A 16,883-nucleotide genomic window follows, 5' to 3' on the forward strand; every position below is an offset into this window, starting at 1 on the left:
CTGGCTACTCCTTGCTCGCAGTGGCCTGGGCTGCGAGGTCATCCACGACCGACAGCAGTGTGGCGCTATCCACGGGACCTTCCAGGCGCATGCTGTGCCCCGTCAAACTGTCGGTGACCTCGATCGTAGGGGTAGCGGCAATGCCCCGGCCCTTGGCCACAGCCAATTGCTGTTCAATGGCTGCTCGGATATCCAGTCTTGTCCTCGCGCAAGTGGAAAGACCTTCTGCAGAGATGCCAGGTACCTCCAACTCATCAGCGAGCCCCTGGCCATTGCCACGTGTGCGCAGCAGGACCTGGTCGATCGCTTCCCAGAACGCCGAAGCCCCGCCCAATGAACCCGCGCATTGAACGAGCCTTGCCTCTGATACTGCTGCAGGGCCATGACTATCGAGAGGGAAGTGATGCCAAGCGAGCTTCACGTTCTCTTGCTCGCTCACCCATCGCTTCAGTTGTGGCGTGTATGCCCTGCAGTATGGGCATTCCAGATCGGCGTACTCCGTGATCACCCAGCGGGCACTGGACGGACCGAAATACCAGGTCTCATCGGCGGGGCGTGCGCTGTTGTTCTTTGCCAGCAGCCAGCCAGCGCCGAGGCCAGTGATCGCGATGATGCCGACCACGATGAGTTTGAGCCTGTTCTTACGCATGCTCATCCCCCCGAGCATGAGGGGGGACCTCAGGCTGGCCGAGCTTCTGCAGGGCGGCCTGTAGATCGTGAATGGCTCCGTCAGGCTGAGGGTGCTCCTTCAGCCACTCATCCAACACGGACTGAACCAGCGGAATGATGTCGCGACGATCGAGGGCGTTATTTTTGATCTGTTGCAGCTCGTCAATGAGCACTGGTGCGCAAACCGACAATGACTGGAGTGTGTCGTGCCCGGGCTCTTTGAGCAGCTGGGTCAGGCTATCAATGATGTTCTGGGTCAGGGTATTCATGACTCTCATGCCACGCGCTCCACGGCCTTCTTTGATTCGGGTAAGGTGATGGGATAGGGAGTGATACCGCGTTTGTGGTCCAGGTCCGCGGCCACCTGCAGTGCTGCGTGTAGCTCATCGCAGCCGAGCGCCTGCATGGTTTCGTAACGCTGCCGCTTTTCTTCTGGCTCGGTCATGGCCAGAGCAAGGCACAGGCTGGGTGGCACCACACGGAACAGCATCTCGATCCGCTTGGCCAGGACGATGCCCTCGGTGAACTTGCCGTTTTCCTTTCGTGCCGAGAGCATCATCGTCTTCTGCGCCGGCGTGAGCTCACGAAAACGCGCGATTTTCTCCACCTCGTCAGGCGGCATGTTCAAGCAGATCCACCACTCGATCATGTTCAGCAGGGCGGATGCTTCTGGAGGGATGTCGTCAACGTTCTGGGTTGCCATCCAGTACCAGGCACCTAGTTTTCGCCACATCTTGGTGATCTTCACCGAATACGGGGAGAGCAGTGGCACCTTCAATGGGATGTGGCCTTCGTCGGTGAAGGCAATGAGTGGTCGGCCTTTGAACTGGTCCCGCTCTGCGATGTTGTTGATGGTGTTCAGCAGGGAGATGTAGGCGATGGCCATCTGGGCTTGATAGCCCTCACGAGCGTAGGTGGCCAAGTCGACGATTGTGATGTCAGCTTCCGGCCAGGCGGTACCAGGACGGTTGAACATCTCAGCCTCGGTGCCCATGGTGAACATCCCCATGGCCTCGGCCATCTCCATGAACCGGTTGCGCCGGCTTTCAGGGAGCTTGTCGTCGCTGGCCATCGCCTGCAGCGCTGCGCTGATGTCTTCAGTCAACACCGGACGGTTTTTACTTACGCACAGCTCGGCGGCGTTGATGATGCACTGCCGGATGGCACTGCGGTCGGCCCGAGTGAGTCGCGCATCCTCCTTCGATTCGCCGCCAGTGATCATCAGGCGGGCTGTGATCTCCAGCTCGCCCAGGATGTCCCTCTGTTCGTCCTCCATCCCCGCCAGTGCGTCGGTCAGGTGCTGGTCCGATGCATCCACGTCCGAGGCATCCAAGACCTTGACCTGGTCCTTGTTTTTTACGAGCTGCACGGCGTCGACGAACGGGGCGAGGCTCACGCCGCTACCCGGAGCGAGCCGTACCCGGTTGACGGTCAGGCCAAGCCGCTTGGCGAAATCGCCCAGCAGGCCGAAGCTGTTGCCGGCCTCGATGATGAAGAGTCGAGGGCGGTAGAGCGCAATGGCCTGCATGATCAGGTAGTTGGCTGTGGCAGATTTACCCGCGCCGGTGGGGCCGAACAAGAACAAGTGCGCGTTCATTTGTCGGTCGAGCTTGTTCAGCGGATCGAAGGTCAGCGCTGCCCCCCCTCGATTGGAAAGGGTGAAGCCCGGGTTACCTGTGCCAGTGGAGCGCCCCCAGACTGGAGCCAGATTGGCGATGTGCTGGGTGAACATAAGCTGGGTGTACCAATCCAAGGCGCGGTTTTCATTCGGGTCGAAGTTGCATGGCAACCAGCGCAGGTAGCTGTTTAGAGGAGCTACCTCGTCCTGTGACTGGACTGGTTGCATGCCGGCGCCGAGGAGCACGTTGCACAAGCTAGTCGTGCGCTCCTCGAGCACGGCTTTATTCTGACCACGGAGGAAAAACGCGACACTTCCCCGGTAGAGCTTGTGCTTTCGTCCGAGAAGGGACCGCGCCGTTTCAACGTCATCCCGGGTGTGACTGGACGCCTGGGTATCCCCGATAGCCTTCCTGGATAGCTGTTCGAGATGCCCTTCCAGCAGATCCTGCGGGGTCGGCACCATGGTGATGCACAACACGGTATCCTCCGGCAGCCGGTCGAACAGCGAGTTCAATGAGTCGGCCTGCTTGGTCTCACCGGTCAGATGCCCAGTGAGGGGGGCATTTTTCAGGCGATCCAGCATCACAACCCGGTGCGGCATGCCGTCGAACGACCAGAGACCGCTGTCGATATCCGAGCGCGGTTCTCTGTAGAACAAGTTCTCCGAGAAGTCGGTGCCGCTCGCCACCGGCAGCTCACCCTCTTGCAACTCGCGGGCTGGCTGGCACACCTCTTCGTAGAAACGTCGGATATCGCGCTCAGTCGACCCCAGGTGATCTGGGTGTGGATTGAACCAGCCTACGAGCCAACGCTTGATCGCATGGCCATCCATGCGTTTGGTTGTCACGCCGGCGTTGGCCAGGGATCCTTTAAGACGGTCGCAGATCGCTTTGAGGTAGGCGGCAGGCTCCTGGCCGCGCACCACGACGTCCTGTTTCTTTACTCGGCGATACACCACCAGGCGGACTTTCCGTGTCTGACCACGCCACGGGAGGTTGCTGACTGCCGTGTCGACGAACAATCCACCTGGCTTGGAGATAGACTCGAGGTGGTGGCGGAACAGCGCGAGGTAGAGCTTGGTGAAATCCGTGTTCTCAGCCCGGGGCTGGACGTAGGCCTGGAGTTTTTGCAGGTAGTCGGTCCAGTCCGTTTCGTCCTGGGCATAAAGCTGCACTACCCAGTGAGAGCTCTCGAGTTCGTCGAAACTGTCCTGCAGGACACCTTGCAACGCATCGCGAGCTTGTTGAAGCCAGTCGTCGGAGCGTCCCTCGGTCCCGATCGGGATCAACTCGAAAAACGCCGCCCTGGAAATGCCATCCTCGAGGAGCATGGCCTCTTCCTCGGGCAGGTATTCTGCCCATGGCAGCATGTCCACGAACGACGGGTTGACCTCGTATATCCTCGCCACGTCAGTTTTTGTCGCCGGCCGACGTTTAGGGTTTTGCCAGTCGATGGGTGAAGGGATGCCCATGGACTCCAGGCGAGCTATGTACCGGTCATTCGCAGCCTGGCGGTCTTCTTCGTTGATGACAGTACTGGCTGTTGCGGGATAGTCGTCGACAAGGTCGGTATCGGTTGTCGGCTGGCCGAGCACGGGCTCGATAGGCGTTGCAGGGCCTTTGCCCAGCAATTTGCTTATGAACTGCATCAGTACTCCTCCGTCCGCTCGCCTGGCATGGCGTACTGCACGCGTTGATACATCGGGAACACCGTGGTGTACCCCGGGACTGGGACTGGATCCGTACCAGCCAGGTGTGGGAACACGTACATCACCAGATCAGGGTTCGGGAGGCGCTTGAACTGGCTGTAAATTTCGTTCTGGGGCGTGCGGTTGAAGGCGTCAGCACTTGCCTGTTGGCGGGCCACCTGAGCCTCATCGAGCGGTCGGCGCAGCTCTTGGCGCGCATCCAGCAACATTCTGCTGTTGGAACTGCCAGAGCTCCCGCCAGACGTGCCGTGTTGCCACACGTCCATCATGTTGGCTTCCCCGTGGGGGAGCAGCTCGTCTTTGTCAGTCGTGCATCCGCCTAGAATGAGGGCGAGCACGAGCCAGGCGCCGGCCTGCAGGCGGGGCTTAGTCAAGGTTTGCGGATACATGGTTGGCTCCGGCGTTGTAATCGACCTTGCGGCCTTTGATCTCGTAGTCGATGGCGAGCTGCTGGTCCAAGTGGACGGCGACCTTCGCCCCGGGCTGTACGTACACGGCGGCGAAAGCTTCGCCGTAGAGCTTGTTCATCCAGGAGCGGATGTCGCTGACCCCACCGGTCAGAATCGCGCCCATGGCGGAGTTCCCCGAGGAGCCCGTGGTCCCGAATGAAGTTCCTCCGCTGCTGAAGGTAGTGGAGCTATTTTGCTCATCAGCCTTCAACAGTTTGGCGATGCCGGCGCCCGCGGCCGTCACCAGGGACTGGTTGGTCAAGTACTCCTTGGCGTTGGATCGGCGCTCGCCGGAGATGCAAGGAATGCCGTAGGAGTCGCTGATCCAGCCGAGTCCGCCCTGGATCGCTGGCTGCCCGTTACCGTTGCTGCTGTTCTGGTTGTTGTTCTGGCTGCCGTTGGCCTCTTCTGCCGGGGCAGGGAACGATCGGACCGTGCCATCTGCGAAGACGAACGTCAGGCTCCGGACTTGCCCGCGCACGCAGGACAATGTCCAGTCGCCTGATGCGGTACCGCTGGCAACAGCACCGACGACGTCAGGTATCTCGATGCCGTTTGCGGTGAGGTTGTCCGGACCGATCAGGACCTTGAAAGGGAAGGGATCATTGACTGTTCCATCGATCGGTACGCGGCCAATGAGCGCCGACATGGCCACCGACCCCATCAAGGTCGAGTTCTGGGGCAAGGTATAGGCTTTGCGTACTTGCTTGCGGGCATCCTGGGGAGACAAATCAGCGCCGACGTTCTGGGCCGTCGCGCTGAGAACTGTTTGGCCTTTGTCCAGGGTGCTCCCAAAGCTGGTGGGAAAATTGAAGCTACTGGCCGTCTGGGCGGAGCCGGGCTGAAGGGGTTTACCGCTAGCGTCCAAGGCAGTGGCATCGGTGGGTTCAACCCATACGAGTCCATTGGACTTCGTCCCTTTGTCGAAACCCGCGCCGTCACCTGGCATCACTCCGAGCCCAATGGGGAGGTCCTGCCCAGCGGCATTTGGGTTCTGCGATAGGTTATCCAACTGACGCTGGAACTGGTCCAACAGGCCCACGCTTTGGTTCTTCACCTGCTCCTGCAGCTCGCCCTTCGCATCATTCAGCTTGTTGTCGACATTCTGATCTATGCGCGAAAGCCGGAGCTGGAGCTCTGCATTCTGGTCCTTCAGTTCCTTGTTGTCGGTCAGCACCTTCGCGATCTGGTCTTTCACCTCCCGACTTTCAGCGACCACCGTGCGGAGGGTGTCGGCCGGAGTATCACCGTCCACCCCTAGCTTGCGTGCGGTGTCGCCTCCGATGATGATCGGTTTATCTTCAGGAGCCTTCGGCTCCTCTTTTTTACTCCCCCCCTTGAACACGATGATGAGCGCGCCGATCAGCACGGGGATGAGCAGGTACTTGAGGAGTGGATTACTTTTCAGACTGCCCACGGCGCCCTCCTGCTTTCGGATCAATTTGGCTGACCGAAGACGGCAGCAGGGCCTCTTTCAGCCCCTTTCCTTGTGTGACCAGGTAAAGCGTGGTGGTATCGCTGGCATTTCCACGAGCTCCGAGGTACGGGTGCTGGAATGTCGCCGTGGAGAAGTTGCCCATCAGCTCTGTTGCATTCATCGTCAACTGCTGGGCACTCAGGTTTCTGAGTTTGACTGCCGTGACATAGCTGTTGTCGAGGCGCCAAGCCCCCAGCACCGATGCTTCCACCGGTAATACCGGCAACAAGGTGCTGAGGTCCAGGGCTCGATCAACACGCACCTGGCTGATGCCGGCGACAGGCTCAACGGTCCGGAGTGGGGCGTACAGCATTTGCGCCGCATAGCGGGTCAGGGCCACCGGCGCAGGTGTCTCATGTCGCGGTGCCGGCGGAACATCCTCCTCCTCCTCCTCCGACGTCGCGGATCGCTTCGTCGGAGCTCGCGTCGAGGTGGTATCGCCGTAGTAGGTAGAAGGGGCCGCGCCGGCGACGATCTTCGCGGGTTCGAGCTTGGCTTGGCCCTCTGCCGCTGGTGTCGCGGCAATATCCACCAGCATGATCTCGCCAGTGGCCACATTCTGCAGTTGCAGCCTGGTCGGTGGAATTTCTTGGCTGGCCAGCAGGTAGACGGCGCCGCCAGTGCTCTGGACCCGCAGTTGGCCAACAAGCTGCGGAGGCATGCCTACCCGCACGTTCTGGTCGACGAACACAATGCGCTCTTGACCGACAATTAGCGGGATTGCCATGGGGATACGGTCCCACAGCAGCAGCTCTACCGCTTTCACATTGGCAACTGCAGAGAGGCCCAGAACAAGGAGGCACGCGCGCAGATTCATGGTTTCACCCCGGCTGCTTGCAGATCAACCTCGATGCGCTGCGGGTTGGACGCATAGCAGTTCCACATCAACCCGAACGGATTTTTCTCTGGATTGACGTCGGCCCGGACGATGGACAGTGGATAACGCGTCATTGCACGCTTGACCCGCTCGCCGTTCACCGACTCGTCAGCGAGTAGATCCAGATTGACTGTCCAATCGTTGATTCCGATTTCTTCCACGCGTAGCACGCCAGGGTCGGTCAACCCGTGGCCCGGGATTTCTGAGACATTCCGTTCACGGCGGCGCAGCTCACCGGCGTTACGGCGCATCTCGTAGTCTTTCTGCAGGTACTCCTTGCAGCCAGGGGTCACGTAGGACGCCAGACGCTCGATGTTGTCTTGGTAGTCGTCGTCCCCGTTCTTCTCCCAGCGCTGCATCTGCTGGAAGATATAGAACCCGAAGGCATACACGTTTTCTGGTGGCACCTCCCACCATTTGCGAGTACTGCCGGAGCGGAGGTCCGGCGGCACATGCACGGTCAGGTCTTCGGGGGCTTTGTGCCAGCCGTAAAACGCGAACAGGCTGACTGCGCCCAGCACAATTACCGCGATTCGCAAGCTGAGAATGTGTGCTTGCTGAGCATCCACTCGTTTTCGAAAACTCATGAAGATTCCTACTTTCCTGTACGACGGCATGTCCACGCTCCCTTCCGGATGACCAACTGGGGGCCACCGAGGAAGGGGAGGTGTTGAGCCTTGTAGAACTGGAGCTGGCGGTAAAACCATGTATCCGGGCGGCCGCGTTTCATCTTCCGGAGGATCCGGCTTGCCACGGTCAAGCCCAGAGCTCCACCTACAAGAGCGCAAGCGATGAAGAGAGCTGGGTTGCCGAACAAGAACGACACGGGGATGCCCAGAATCACGCCGGCCCCTCCACAAGCACCGACCGTTCCCCACATTTCATCCGCAGTGAGACCTCCCATGACGATGGGCTGCCTATTAAGGTTGTGGGGAAGGAAATCGAGCGTTCCATCCTTCAGGTAAGTGGTCTCAGCCATATCGCATCACCAGTTAGAGGACGCCAGTAGCTTTGGTGACCATGAAGATGCCGACGCCGATCAGGCAGATCCCGACCACAGCGGTGAGCCCCAGGTCTCGCCACTTTTTCTTGCCCTCATGGATATCGTGGTAAACGCCGTAGGCATGGGAGGCGACCCCCACCATCATGGCTCCGAGCAGGAAGAGACCGATCAGCATGAAACCGTCGTAACCGTAGTTCTGGATGGTTTGCAGCCAGCTGGTTCCCTCGCCGCGTGTTGGGGCTTGTGCTCCTGGTAATGCGGCAGCGGCAATGATTGGGTGCAGGCCCATAATCAATGCGGCGGCGCCGGTGAGTGACTTGGTGATGGTGCGGATAGACATCGGTTAGCTCCTTGGCTAGCTGAGAACGAGTGTGGCGAGGATCAGCAGCAGGACGATGACCTTGACGGTCGACGCGGCTGCAATGTTTCTGTCGATGTTCTGAGTCGCCCAGCCCCGGTAGATGCTGTACAGCGCCCAGGCACCCCACAGGGTCGACAGTGCGATGACGGTGCCTACGAACAGCACGGTGCTGGCCTGGGGGGTGACCCCGCTTGCAGCGTTGAAAGCTGCGACTTGAGTGCCGCTCATGCTCATGGCATCCGCCCGCCGGTGAGGGTGTATTTCCCAGCCAGCTCTGCCGGATCTCGCGGCCGTGCGCGACTTGGGGTCAGGTATTCTTGCAGGCCCTGGCGAACGCGCTGGATGTCGCCAGCCAGACGTTCATAGTCGAAGTAGTAGCGCTGGCCAGGTTCGCTGGCGATCGTGGCGCTGCGCCGCGCCGAGTCCTCCAGCGCGTTCAGCTGCCGGATCATCACCTCGATGTTGGCCTGTTCTGATGCACCGGCCGCCTGAGCGCTCGGTATTAGTGAAAAGCCGCCGCTGACGCTGATCAGCGCGCCAAGCAGGATTCGGCGAGGAGATACAAGGAGGAGGGATGGCTTGTTCACGGCTGGGCTCTGGGGCAACTGACTGTGGGCGTCAGAATGCCGAGACCAGGTGGAGGGGCGCCTCAAGAAATACTTATCTGAGGTCCGTAGAATTTTTTCTCTAAGCCGGTCACGCTTTGGTGAAGTGGATTGATCCACTTTGGTAGGGCGATTGAACGGCCCAGACCGATTACAATGAGCCGAAGTTAAGCCAAGGAGTAGGCATACGGGAAAAACTGATCTGTGGGGGAGTCTTATGCCGCGGAAAACCACCAACTCGCCGGTGTTTGAAGCTTGGGTATCGGACTTTCTGGGTGCCCGTTTCCGAGATGAAGGTTGCTACGACAAAGCGGTTTTGGCCGCCGAGATGCTTCAGCACCGACGAGAGGTGAGCTCAGTGGAGCTGGTCGAGATGGTCAGGAGGGCCAACGCCATGTTGGCCCTCCTTCCAGGGCATGATCATGAAGCCTAAAGCGCCTGATTGGTCAGGCTACTGACTCGCGCTTGAAAAAGAGCAGATATCCGACCGGCATTGGGAACCCGTAGGACCAGGCCTGGGCATTTTGATTGCCCACTTTGATCTCGCCCCGGCACACTGGCTGGGTGCTGACGAGTTCCCAGCCTTGGGCTCCGAGCTCGAGCATCTTCTTCTGCAGTTGCTCCTCTTCTGCCAAAAGAGACGCAACATCGGGCTCAAGCGTCTGTTCTGTGCTCTTAAATATCCAAGCGCCGCTAGTCGCGTTTTTGAATGGAATAGCGACATAGTCAGCGCGGTGTTCGAATTTCTTGCTCATAGTGACTCCTTTATTTAATCAGCCGCGCGCTTGACGCGCTCCTGGGGCGAGAGCGTCCACGTAGCGTTCCATGATGGACAGCACCAGACTGTTGATGGCGAGGATCTTCATCGCCCGGGTGACGGCAACGTACAGGAGGTTCAACTCATCATCTCGTCGACCTGGATCGATGTCAGGTGAGAGCGGGTCCGACGTGAAGTCGTCGAAGAGCCCGACGAAGTCCCACTCCAGGCCTTTCGACTTGTGGGCAGAGGTGAGGGTGATAGTTGCATCCAGCTCTTGGTCCACGGTGCATGAGCGCAGGGCCAAGATTCGCTGAGGCAGATCCGGATACATGTTGATGATCTTGATGGACCGGATCATCTCGCTGTCCTGGCTAACCTCGGCGATTTCCACGTACTGGCCATAGTCTCGGTAGTCACGGAGCAGCTTTTTGTTCTGGACCAGATCGCGCTGTTGGCGACTGAAATAGAACAGATCCTCGAGGTCGCGTACTGAATAGCTGTCAATGCCGCCAACCCAGTAGATTTTGGGCTTCTCGGTGACCAGGCACAGTGCGTTTTCAATCACCCCGATAACGGTCCGATGAATGTATGTCCTGTGCGGCAGCCCGGCCGGCAACGCCTTCTTCACCAATGTCTTCTCGCCCAGTCCCTGCAGCTTCCTGGTTTCTCCCTTGTAGGACAGGATGATGTTGGCGACATGGGCGACTGCAGGCCCAAATCTGAAGCTCTGGGTCAGGTAGTGCTTCTCCGCCCCGGCCATCCAGCTGGCATTTAGAGCGTCTTCCGCCCCTCGAAAGCGATAGATCTGCTGATGACGATCACCCACGGCCACCTTGCGAATACGCTGAATGCGCACAATGTCAGCGATGACGGGGTTTACGTCCTGTCCCTCATCGAGCAGGACACAGTCGAAGCGCTGGCTCAGGTCGGGTTTGCTCAACTGGTACAGCTTCAGGTATCCGTCATGCGTGATCTGCACCGCTGTGTCCTGCAGGTCAGTCATGCGCTTCCAGATGCTCATCGCTGCTACCAGCGCCTGGTTCAGGTAGCGCTCCTGGGCGGAGGTAAGCATCGGGCGGTCACGGAACCGTGGAAAGTGGCAGCGCTCGATCAGGTCGTCGGCGCTGGCCATATAGTTGTTGAGGGTGGTTAGCACGTCCCTGACCAGCTCCCAGTCCTGCGTATCAAGCGCTCGGGCGATATCGGTCAGTCGCAAGTTGTTGGTCTGCTTATGGCTGAACTGTGTGCCATAGACGGCGTAGGCCAGGCCGTGCGCAGTTTTGTTCACCACGTTGCGCGGAAATCGGCCACGCGCGGCGATCTCGACCGACTTGTTGTAACAGAGATAGAGAATCCGCAGACGGGTGTGGTGTTGCGCGTAGCCCACCAGCGTTGTGGTCTTGCCACTGCCAGCGCCGGCCTGGATAAGGAGTTTCGGGGCTTCCGACTGGATGATTGGCGACTGCTCGTGTGTCCATTGCATCGTTCTCTTCCTCACAAATACTTCTTGAAGCTCGCGGCCGTAATGCTCACGGACACCCCGAGTAAGGCAGCGCAGGGGAGTAGTACCAGCAGTGGGCTGATGCTGATCGGGAGCGCCAAGTAGAAAGTCCAGGGGAAAATGGCCAACGGCAACATCGTTGCCCGGGCCTTGTGGTACAGGTAGCTGGACTCTCGGCCGGCACCAAATTTACGGAGGTCTCGCCGCACCAGCCCGTCGACCAGGCCTGTGAGTGCAGCCATGGCAAAAAGCGGTACCGTCATCAGCAGCACGACCAGGCGGACGCAAAACACCAGGACGGTAAAGAGGGCAGCCAGGGCATAGTTCTGTACCGTTGTGACGCTCTGCGCGGCCCAATAGCGCATGTCCAGCTCGTTACGGGGACCGGCTTGAGCGATCGACTCCATGCTCTGGACCCAGCTAAGCATCCCGGTCTTCACGACCAGCCAGTCGTAAGCTTCAGTGACCAGCCAGGTCGCGGTGCGCCCGGGTTCTTGGACGACAGCGCTATGGACCAGCCCCTTGGACAACCAGCCGACCTCGCTGACCAGCATTTGCTGACCGTGCCGCCACCCGGCCTCTGGCCAGAAGAAGTACAGGCATACCCAGTCGACCACGATGGCGAGGAACAGCGAGCTGAACATTACGCCGATGAAGGTAATCGGGAACCAGAAGATCTTGCTGAACAGCGATTCCTGTCGCTCTTGCTGCTGTTCGGCCTTCTTTGATACGTCATCTGCCATTGGCTACACCTCAAGCTGCATCATCGGTGGCCACCTGGCGGAAATCTTCAACCAGGTCTTCGGGCAAAGCTGATTTCAGCTCTTGATAGCCAGGGGCTTCCCACCAATCGTTCGAGGACGCTGCCGATCGCCGCATGCCGGCGGCCAGCTCCTGCAGGTTGCCGGGCATGACCTCATCTGGGTCGTTCGCGGGGAGCGGCATGCGGATTTTCCACAGATTCCCACCTTCGATGAGCGCGAAGGCCTGTCCCTTCGGCAGTCCCACCACGTGGGCCGGCTCAATCATCGGCACACTCGCCAGCTGCACCTGGTCGTGCGAGCTTGAGGTGAACGCGGTTTTGCCGTTGACCGAGTCGTTCGCGCTGCTCGCCGGCGTGCTGTTGTAGATCTGCACTTTTGGTAGCTGGTTGGTCAGCAGCTCAGCGGTCGCGGTTTCTCGAACACGCAACATGAATAGGTTGTTGAAGTTACCGATCACCTGGCCGGCTTTCGCCTTCGAGCCGATCTTCGCTTCGATGTCACTCATCGTCTGGGTGTAGGCGGTGACCTGGATGCCGGCACCACCGGCCTTATTCACCATCGGGATGAATTCGTCCCCGATGAGCTCGTTGAACTCGTCAGCGTGGAGGTTGATGCGTACCTTGCCCCCAGCCATATGCCCCGGCAGGCCGTCGTCGATGCCGTGCTTGTAAATGTGGCCTGCAACAGAGACCAAGTCACTGAACATCGAGTTGCCCACGGCCGCACTGACTTCGGTGTCGGATAGTGCATCGAGGCCAACATATACCACGGCGCGTTTTCGGATCACTTGCATCCAGTCGAAGATGGGACGCTCATCGGCGAGGTCCAGGTAGTCGGGGGCAAGCAGTTCAGCGATACGCCCAGTGGTGAGCTTTTCCAGGAGTGGCAGCAACGATGCGACGATCTTGTCGAAATAGGTCTTGTCGTAGCGGACAGCGCTGCGCAGGCCATCCATAACCGAATCGTTGATGCGCTTCTGGGTCAGGTACATGTCGATGGCCACCACGCGCAGCGGGCGGTCTTTCATGGCGAAAGACAGGTTCTTGCGATCGATCTTGCCTTCAAGCTCGACAATGGTTTGCCAGGCCTTCGGATCATGTTCAGCGAAGTACTTCTGTGCGTACTCAATGAACAGCTCGTCGATATTGATGACGTGCCGGCGGATCTGCTCGTAGTCAGGGCGACGGCCGAGCGCGACAAGCGACTGGGCGATGATATTGACGAACCGCCAAGCGAACTCCCGAAATGCTGCAGAGTTACCCTCGCCGGAGAGCTGACCAGCGATGCGAGTGGCCACCTCGCTGATTCGGCCGAAGCGGCCGATGGCGTTGTAGCGAGCGGAGATATCCGGCCATCCCAGATGAAACACGTAGAACTCGTCGAGGCGCCCGGCGCGCTTGCACTCGACGTACATGCGCTTGAGCAGGTCGGCATCGCCCTTCGGATCGAAAACGATCACGACCTCGTGGTCGGCCTGTTCCTCTACTCGCCGGCGCCGGCTCCATCGATGGGAGGTTTGGCTCCGTCGCCCCATGCGGACTCGCGGCCCGCGGCGATGCGTTCGGCGAATGTCCTGGGTGATGAACACTTCCGCCAGGCGAGTCTTGCCTACCCGTGTGGTGCCCAGGACCAGTGTGTGGCCCACGCGCTCACCCAGAGGGAGACTGACATTCTGCTCATCTGGTTCGATCCCGTGCAATCTGGGCAGGCCACCCACTGGTGGGAGAGGCCGAGCGGGGTTCCAGTTGGAATCCCAACCAGTGAGTTTTGTGATCAGTTTCAGTGGGAAGGGGGCGAACTCTAGGCGTTCCTCCAGCCAGCGCGCCCGTTCATAAAGGTTCGTCGGTTCGACGTATGCCGCGAACTGAGGGAGGTAGGTGTCGGCCAGGCGCTGTGTGTGCTTCTGAGTCCACCGGAACCCGCGTCCGATGAACAGGCGCTCGTTGCTGATCGGCATTTCAGCGCTGGTCATGGTGTAGTGGGGAAGTCGCCTGAGGTTCGCCTGATACCTTAGGACCCTCCGCGCCTGCAGCAGCCGAATGGTGCCCAGGTAGATAAAACCCAGCGCGGCGACAATTCCAAATAGTGGGGTCAGCGCAAAAGCCCAGGGCGCGCAAATGCAAAGCGAAGCTGCCACATAGCAGACCGCAGTAGTGAAAAGCTCTACCGGCGGCCGGAGCAGAGATTCAAGGGTGTATGTCGCCATCTCAGGTCCTCGCGGTGTATGTCATGGCGTCGACTTCCGCACGCGCTTGCTCAACCTGGTCCGGTGTCAGCCGTTCGGCCAGGCGCTGGGCGAATGCGTGTTCGTTGAGCTCGGAGATTCCTGTCAAGCGAGCACCGTACAGCTCGCTCACATGGCGAACCTGCTCAATCATTTGCTCCCGGCCGGGCCGGTGTAGGGGATGGCTGATGATCAGTGTGAACACTGGCGATAGTCGTGTTGGGCGCATCCCGGTTCTCACTGCTGAAGGGTTGTAGCTGTGATCAGCACCGGGTAGTGCTGCAGCCCCAGGCGACCAGCAATATCGCTGGCAGGTACAGGCATCACCTGCAACCCAGGTGCCCAGCGGCGGATCTCTTGCAGTCGTGCAGCGTTGCTGACATTCACAGCAAGGCCTACTGCCTGCAGGCCTTGAAGTGCCGACAGCTTCTGCTTGAGCCAGGCCTGCGACGTTGGATCATCCCCAACGATGAACATCGGCTGCAGACCTGCTGCGTTGATCACTCGTCCATGTACTGGGCCGGGGCTCAGTTCTGGAGTCGACACCGGAAATGCCCCGCCCGCCCGGACGCCAGTCACAACTGGGGTGGTGTGCGTAGGCTCGGGATCAATGTCTTGGTAGTAGGACAGTGCGGATGAGCCGCCACGGTCCTCCACCACGGTGAGCACCGCTTGCTGATCAGCATTGCAGGGCAGAGCCAGGCTGCTCACGATCGCGAGGGCCAGGGCCTGCACGGCGTGTGATCGCCGGGCGTGGGGATATGTCATGGGGTCACTACCTCGAATTTGATGCCGGTGACCCGGCTAAGATGTTTCGTGAAATAGCTACGGTACTTCGCGGCCGGCGCCCCCCCGGCAGGGCGGTGATACCGCCCCGCAGCATCGATCCAGGTTCCACCCTTAGCCTTTTGTTCAGCCAGGATCTGAGCGGTCACCGCCAGGTTCTTGTATGGATCCAGGCCTTCGCAGGGATAGCGGTAGCGATGCCCGTTGAAGCGAATATTTGTTTGTCCCAGCCCCACGTCGACTCGAGCGGGTCCAGCCTTAACAATCGCTATCATCAGAGCTTGGCAAGCGTCTGCTCGTGTGGCGAAGCGGTAGCCGGTTCCGGCAACATTCAACGTCCAGGGCCACGGCACAAGCTGCCCGCGCAATCGCGTCCCGCTTTCCTGCAGTGCCACCGAATAGAGCACAACGGGCGGGACCCCGTGTCTGATGCCGATCGCCTTGTAAGCTGCTGGCGGATCTTCTACACCCCATGCGTTGCCGGCGAGCAGAACCACCGACAGAACGTAGAGCCGCCACCCGCTCACTGACGACGCCATGATCCATTCACCTGTGTTACGGCGGCTGGCAGCGAGCCACCGAGCCCGAGGCGAACCCAGCGGCCCTGGTCATGATTCAGTGTGATCAGACGGCTTTTAACGCTGGACGGGTCAATACCCGCGAGAATTGCCCAGCGGCGGATCCTTTCATCGTCTTGCTGGCTGCCGACGAAATACAGATCAAACGGCGTCTGTGACGCCTGCAGCCGTTTGACCTGGTTGATACAGGGTAGGCAGTCGTCTTTGACGAAGAGTGCCATGCGCCCGTTGCCCTCCAGAGCTGGGCCGCTCCCGGATCCGGCCTGGCCCGAAGGGGTGGTCGAAATCTCAATGGCTTTGATGCCTGGGAACATGCGCTGGTACGCCTCGTCGTAGGCTCGCTGGTAGGCGAGCTCCCGATCGACTCGTTGGCGCTCTGCTTGGACCTGCAGCTCGGCGAACCGGCGTCGTTCGCTCTCTGATCGGGCCTCGATTCCCAGCGCGGTGAGAGGGTCAAGCCCTGGCGAATACACCCCCCGGGGTCCCTGCATTACCTCTTGATATCGTTCGTACTCCTTGGGGGTCAGTCCCCACTCCTGCGCGGCTCTATCATCGAGCTTGTTCTGGGACAGGGTGCTTTCGCTGGTGAGCTGTTGAACACTGGAGGCGGCCCCTCCAGCGGCGGAAGGAAGCGGCGCGGCCTCAATGCCAATTGCGGTAAACGCGCAGGCGCAGGCGATGGCTCGAACGATCGGTAGATTCATGGTGCTTTACTCATGGCTGGATGCTCAGGGTTCGGGTTGTTCCGCCGGCGTCGAAGGTTGCGGTCCGTTCATCTACAGCCCTGAGGCGCCAGTTGCTGCCGCTGACCACTTCGCCAGGCCGAATCAGGTAGATCTGGCTCAGCCGCGTGCTACCAGTGGGGGCAACAGACAGGAAACGCTCTCCGCCTCGGTATTCGAGGCCGACCATCTGAAAGGGCGGAGGATCTTGCGGGATTGGTGGGGCTTTAACCGGTGCGGGCTTCGCCTTCGGTTTGGAGGAGGTTTTGGGGGCTGGTGCAGTCGCCTGAGCCTGAGGCTTGCTCATTTTCTGCAGTTTGCCGTCGAGCGACTCAAGGTCGGCTTTCAGTACTAGGAGATCGCCCGCAGTCGCGGAAGAGCGAGTGGCTTCAGCTGCAGCCTCGTGGGCCTGCGATGCTGTGGCCTGCACAGCATCGATCCGGCTCGAGAGCGCTTGCTGGCTTATACGGAAGTCTTCCATCGTGACCAGGGGTTTGCCTGACACATTGTCGAGCCGATCGTCGATCGCGCTCACCCTGTTCTGGAGTGCATCGATCGAGACTTTTTCTGCTGCTCCATTCACGGCGCGAGACAGAGTCGACAGCTGGTACTGCTGGAACGCGATGATGGCGCCCAGGATGAGCAGGCCCATAGCAAGGGGCAGGTGTTTTCGGATCGGCAGTTTCATGGGTGTCCTCTCGAAGCCGAGTACACCCTCGCGCAACCATGATCCTGATTCAGCAGAAAATACTTAGCCCGCCGGCGTGGAATTTCTCGAT

20 protein-coding genes are annotated in these 16,883 nt (G+C 59.8%); all 20 read right to left on the reverse strand.

Annotation, left to right across the window (positions count from 1 at the left end; genetic code table 11):
* Positions 1 to 4: 4 nt before the first annotated feature.
* Positions 5 to 649 carry a DsbA family protein gene (locus tag LU688_RS06930; protein ID WP_052062247.1) on the reverse strand — a complete coding sequence of 215 codons (645 nt, stop codon included), beginning with the start codon at positions 647 to 649 and terminating at the stop codon, positions 5 to 7.
* Positions 642 to 947: a hypothetical protein gene (locus LU688_RS06935; protein ID WP_023628673.1), complete on the reverse strand. Its 306-nt coding sequence runs from the start codon at positions 945 to 947 to the stop codon at positions 642 to 644. Before LU688_RS06935 ends, LU688_RS06930 begins: the two co-directional genes overlap by 8 nt.
* Positions 944 to 3,937, reverse strand: a complete 2,994-nt coding sequence (locus LU688_RS06940; protein ID WP_371858383.1) for a conjugative transfer ATPase — start codon at positions 3,935 to 3,937, stop codon at positions 944 to 946. Before LU688_RS06940 ends, LU688_RS06935 begins: the two co-directional genes overlap by 4 nt.
* The gene (locus LU688_RS06945) at positions 3,937 to 4,386 is read right to left on the reverse strand and encodes a TIGR03751 family conjugal transfer lipoprotein (protein ID WP_023628672.1); all 450 of its coding nucleotides are present in this window, start codon (positions 4,384 to 4,386) and stop codon (positions 3,937 to 3,939) included. Before LU688_RS06945 ends, LU688_RS06940 begins: the two co-directional genes overlap by 1 nt.
* Entirely contained in the window at positions 4,364 to 5,863 is a 1,500-nt protein-coding gene (locus LU688_RS06950) for a TIGR03752 family integrating conjugative element protein (RefSeq protein ID WP_023628671.1), read from the reverse strand. Before LU688_RS06950 ends, LU688_RS06945 begins: the two co-directional genes overlap by 23 nt.
* Positions 5,844 to 6,740: a TIGR03749 family integrating conjugative element protein gene (locus LU688_RS06955; RefSeq protein WP_023628670.1), complete on the reverse strand. Its 897-nt coding sequence runs from the start codon at positions 6,738 to 6,740 to the stop codon at positions 5,844 to 5,846. The genes LU688_RS06950 and LU688_RS06955 overlap by 20 nt, the downstream gene beginning before the upstream one ends.
* Positions 6,737 to 7,387, reverse strand: a complete 651-nt coding sequence (locus tag LU688_RS06960) for a PFL_4703 family integrating conjugative element protein (RefSeq protein WP_023628669.1) — start codon at positions 7,385 to 7,387, stop codon at positions 6,737 to 6,739. The genes LU688_RS06955 and LU688_RS06960 overlap by 4 nt, the downstream gene beginning before the upstream one ends.
* Before the next feature lie 8 nt (positions 7,388 to 7,395).
* A complete protein-coding gene (locus tag LU688_RS06965; RefSeq protein WP_023628668.1) occupies positions 7,396 to 7,779 on the reverse strand; it encodes a TIGR03750 family conjugal transfer protein in 384 nt (127 codons plus the stop codon).
* A 13-nt stretch (positions 7,780 to 7,792) separates the two neighbouring features.
* Entirely contained in the window at positions 7,793 to 8,092 is a 300-nt protein-coding gene (locus LU688_RS06970; RefSeq protein ID WP_230852930.1) for a TIGR03745 family integrating conjugative element membrane protein, read from the reverse strand.
* Between the two features lie 66 nt (positions 8,093 to 8,158).
* Positions 8,159 to 8,392 (reverse strand): TIGR03758 family integrating conjugative element protein, encoded by a 234-nt coding sequence (locus tag LU688_RS06975; protein WP_371040110.1) that lies wholly within the window; start codon positions 8,390 to 8,392, stop codon positions 8,159 to 8,161.
* 2 nt (positions 8,393 to 8,394) lie between these two features.
* Positions 8,395 to 8,712 (reverse strand): integrative conjugative element protein, RAQPRD family, encoded by a 318-nt coding sequence (locus tag LU688_RS06980; protein WP_232888110.1) that lies wholly within the window; start codon positions 8,710 to 8,712, stop codon positions 8,395 to 8,397.
* Between the two features lie 503 nt (positions 8,713 to 9,215).
* Positions 9,216 to 9,524 (reverse strand): DUF4177 domain-containing protein, encoded by a 309-nt coding sequence (locus tag LU688_RS06985; protein ID WP_023628663.1) that lies wholly within the window; start codon positions 9,522 to 9,524, stop codon positions 9,216 to 9,218.
* Positions 9,525 to 9,542: 18 nt separating this feature from the next.
* Positions 9,543 to 11,012 carry a UvrD-helicase domain-containing protein gene (locus LU688_RS06990; RefSeq protein ID WP_023628662.1) on the reverse strand — a complete coding sequence of 490 codons (1,470 nt, stop codon included), beginning with the start codon at positions 11,010 to 11,012 and terminating at the stop codon, positions 9,543 to 9,545.
* Between the two features lie 11 nt (positions 11,013 to 11,023).
* On the reverse strand, positions 11,024 to 11,773 hold the full coding sequence (locus tag LU688_RS06995; RefSeq protein WP_023628661.1) for a TIGR03747 family integrating conjugative element membrane protein: 750 nt from the start codon (positions 11,771 to 11,773) through the stop codon (positions 11,024 to 11,026).
* A 10-nt stretch (positions 11,774 to 11,783) separates the two neighbouring features.
* Positions 11,784 to 14,000: a type IV conjugative transfer system coupling protein TraD gene (gene traD / locus LU688_RS07000; protein WP_028690567.1), complete on the reverse strand. Its 2,217-nt coding sequence runs from the start codon at positions 13,998 to 14,000 to the stop codon at positions 11,784 to 11,786.
* 1 nt (position 14,001) lies between these two features.
* The gene (locus LU688_RS07005; RefSeq protein ID WP_152955717.1) at positions 14,002 to 14,172 is read right to left on the reverse strand and encodes a hypothetical protein; all 171 of its coding nucleotides are present in this window, start codon (positions 14,170 to 14,172) and stop codon (positions 14,002 to 14,004) included.
* 83 nt (positions 14,173 to 14,255) lie between these two features.
* A complete protein-coding gene (locus LU688_RS07010) occupies positions 14,256 to 14,786 on the reverse strand; it encodes an integrating conjugative element protein (protein WP_051555665.1) in 531 nt (176 codons plus the stop codon).
* Positions 14,783 to 15,343, reverse strand: a complete 561-nt coding sequence (locus LU688_RS07015) for a lysozyme family protein (protein ID WP_023628658.1) — start codon at positions 15,341 to 15,343, stop codon at positions 14,783 to 14,785. Before LU688_RS07015 ends, LU688_RS07010 begins: the two co-directional genes overlap by 4 nt.
* Positions 15,328 to 16,086 carry a TIGR03759 family integrating conjugative element protein gene (locus tag LU688_RS07020; protein WP_023628657.1) on the reverse strand — a complete coding sequence of 253 codons (759 nt, stop codon included), beginning with the start codon at positions 16,084 to 16,086 and terminating at the stop codon, positions 15,328 to 15,330. Before LU688_RS07020 ends, LU688_RS07015 begins: the two co-directional genes overlap by 16 nt.
* A 10-nt stretch (positions 16,087 to 16,096) precedes the next feature.
* Positions 16,097 to 16,792, reverse strand: a complete 696-nt coding sequence (locus LU688_RS07025) for a hypothetical protein (protein WP_028690565.1) — start codon at positions 16,790 to 16,792, stop codon at positions 16,097 to 16,099.
* Between the last annotated feature and the right edge of the window lie 91 nt (positions 16,793 to 16,883).

The organism is Pseudomonas soli, assembly GCF_021283165.2.
Lineage (GTDB): Bacteria > Pseudomonadota > Gammaproteobacteria > Pseudomonadales > Pseudomonadaceae > Aquipseudomonas > Aquipseudomonas soli.

Coding starts and splice junctions, on each gene's coding strand:
- LU688_RS07020 (WP_023628657.1), bottom strand. CDS start 16,086: ATGAATCTACCGATCGTTCGAGCCATCGCCTGCGCCTGCGCGTTTACC.
- LU688_RS06955 (WP_023628670.1), bottom strand. CDS start 6,740: ATGAATCTGCGCGCGTGCCTCCTTGTTCTGGGCCTCTCTGCAGTTGCC.
- LU688_RS07015 (WP_023628658.1), bottom strand. CDS start 15,343: ATGGCGTCGTCAGTGAGCGGGTGGCGGCTCTACGTTCTGTCGGTGGTT.
- LU688_RS07005 (WP_152955717.1), bottom strand. CDS start 14,172: ATGATTGAGCAGGTTCGCCATGTGAGCGAGCTGTACGGTGCTCGCTTG.
- LU688_RS06995 (WP_023628661.1), bottom strand. CDS start 11,773: ATGGCAGATGACGTATCAAAGAAGGCCGAACAGCAGCAAGAGCGACAG.
- LU688_RS06990 (WP_023628662.1), bottom strand. CDS start 11,012: ATGCAATGGACACACGAGCAGTCGCCAATCATCCAGTCGGAAGCCCCG.
- LU688_RS06940 (WP_371858383.1), bottom strand. CDS start 3,937: ATGCAGTTCATAAGCAAATTGCTGGGCAAAGGCCCTGCAACGCCTATC.
- traD (WP_028690567.1), bottom strand. CDS start 14,000: ATGGCGACATACACCCTTGAATCTCTGCTCCGGCCGCCGGTAGAGCTT.
- LU688_RS07010 (WP_051555665.1), bottom strand. CDS start 14,786: ATGACATATCCCCACGCCCGGCGATCACACGCCGTGCAGGCCCTGGCC.
- LU688_RS06965 (WP_023628668.1), bottom strand. CDS start 7,779: ATGGCTGAGACCACTTACCTGAAGGATGGAACGCTCGATTTCCTTCCC.
- LU688_RS06970 (WP_230852930.1), bottom strand. CDS start 8,092: ATGGGCCTGCACCCAATCATTGCCGCTGCCGCATTACCAGGAGCACAA.
- LU688_RS06975 (WP_371040110.1), bottom strand. CDS start 8,392: ATGAGCGGCACTCAAGTCGCAGCTTTCAACGCTGCAAGCGGGGTCACC.
- LU688_RS06960 (WP_023628669.1), bottom strand. CDS start 7,387: ATGAGTTTTCGAAAACGAGTGGATGCTCAGCAAGCACACATTCTCAGC.
- LU688_RS06935 (WP_023628673.1), bottom strand. CDS start 947: ATGAGAGTCATGAATACCCTGACCCAGAACATCATTGATAGCCTGACC.
- LU688_RS07025 (WP_028690565.1), bottom strand. CDS start 16,792: ATGAAACTGCCGATCCGAAAACACCTGCCCCTTGCTATGGGCCTGCTC.
- LU688_RS06945 (WP_023628672.1), bottom strand. CDS start 4,386: ATGTATCCGCAAACCTTGACTAAGCCCCGCCTGCAGGCCGGCGCCTGG.
- LU688_RS06930 (WP_052062247.1), bottom strand. CDS start 649: ATGCGTAAGAACAGGCTCAAACTCATCGTGGTCGGCATCATCGCGATC.
- LU688_RS06985 (WP_023628663.1), bottom strand. CDS start 9,524: ATGAGCAAGAAATTCGAACACCGCGCTGACTATGTCGCTATTCCATTC.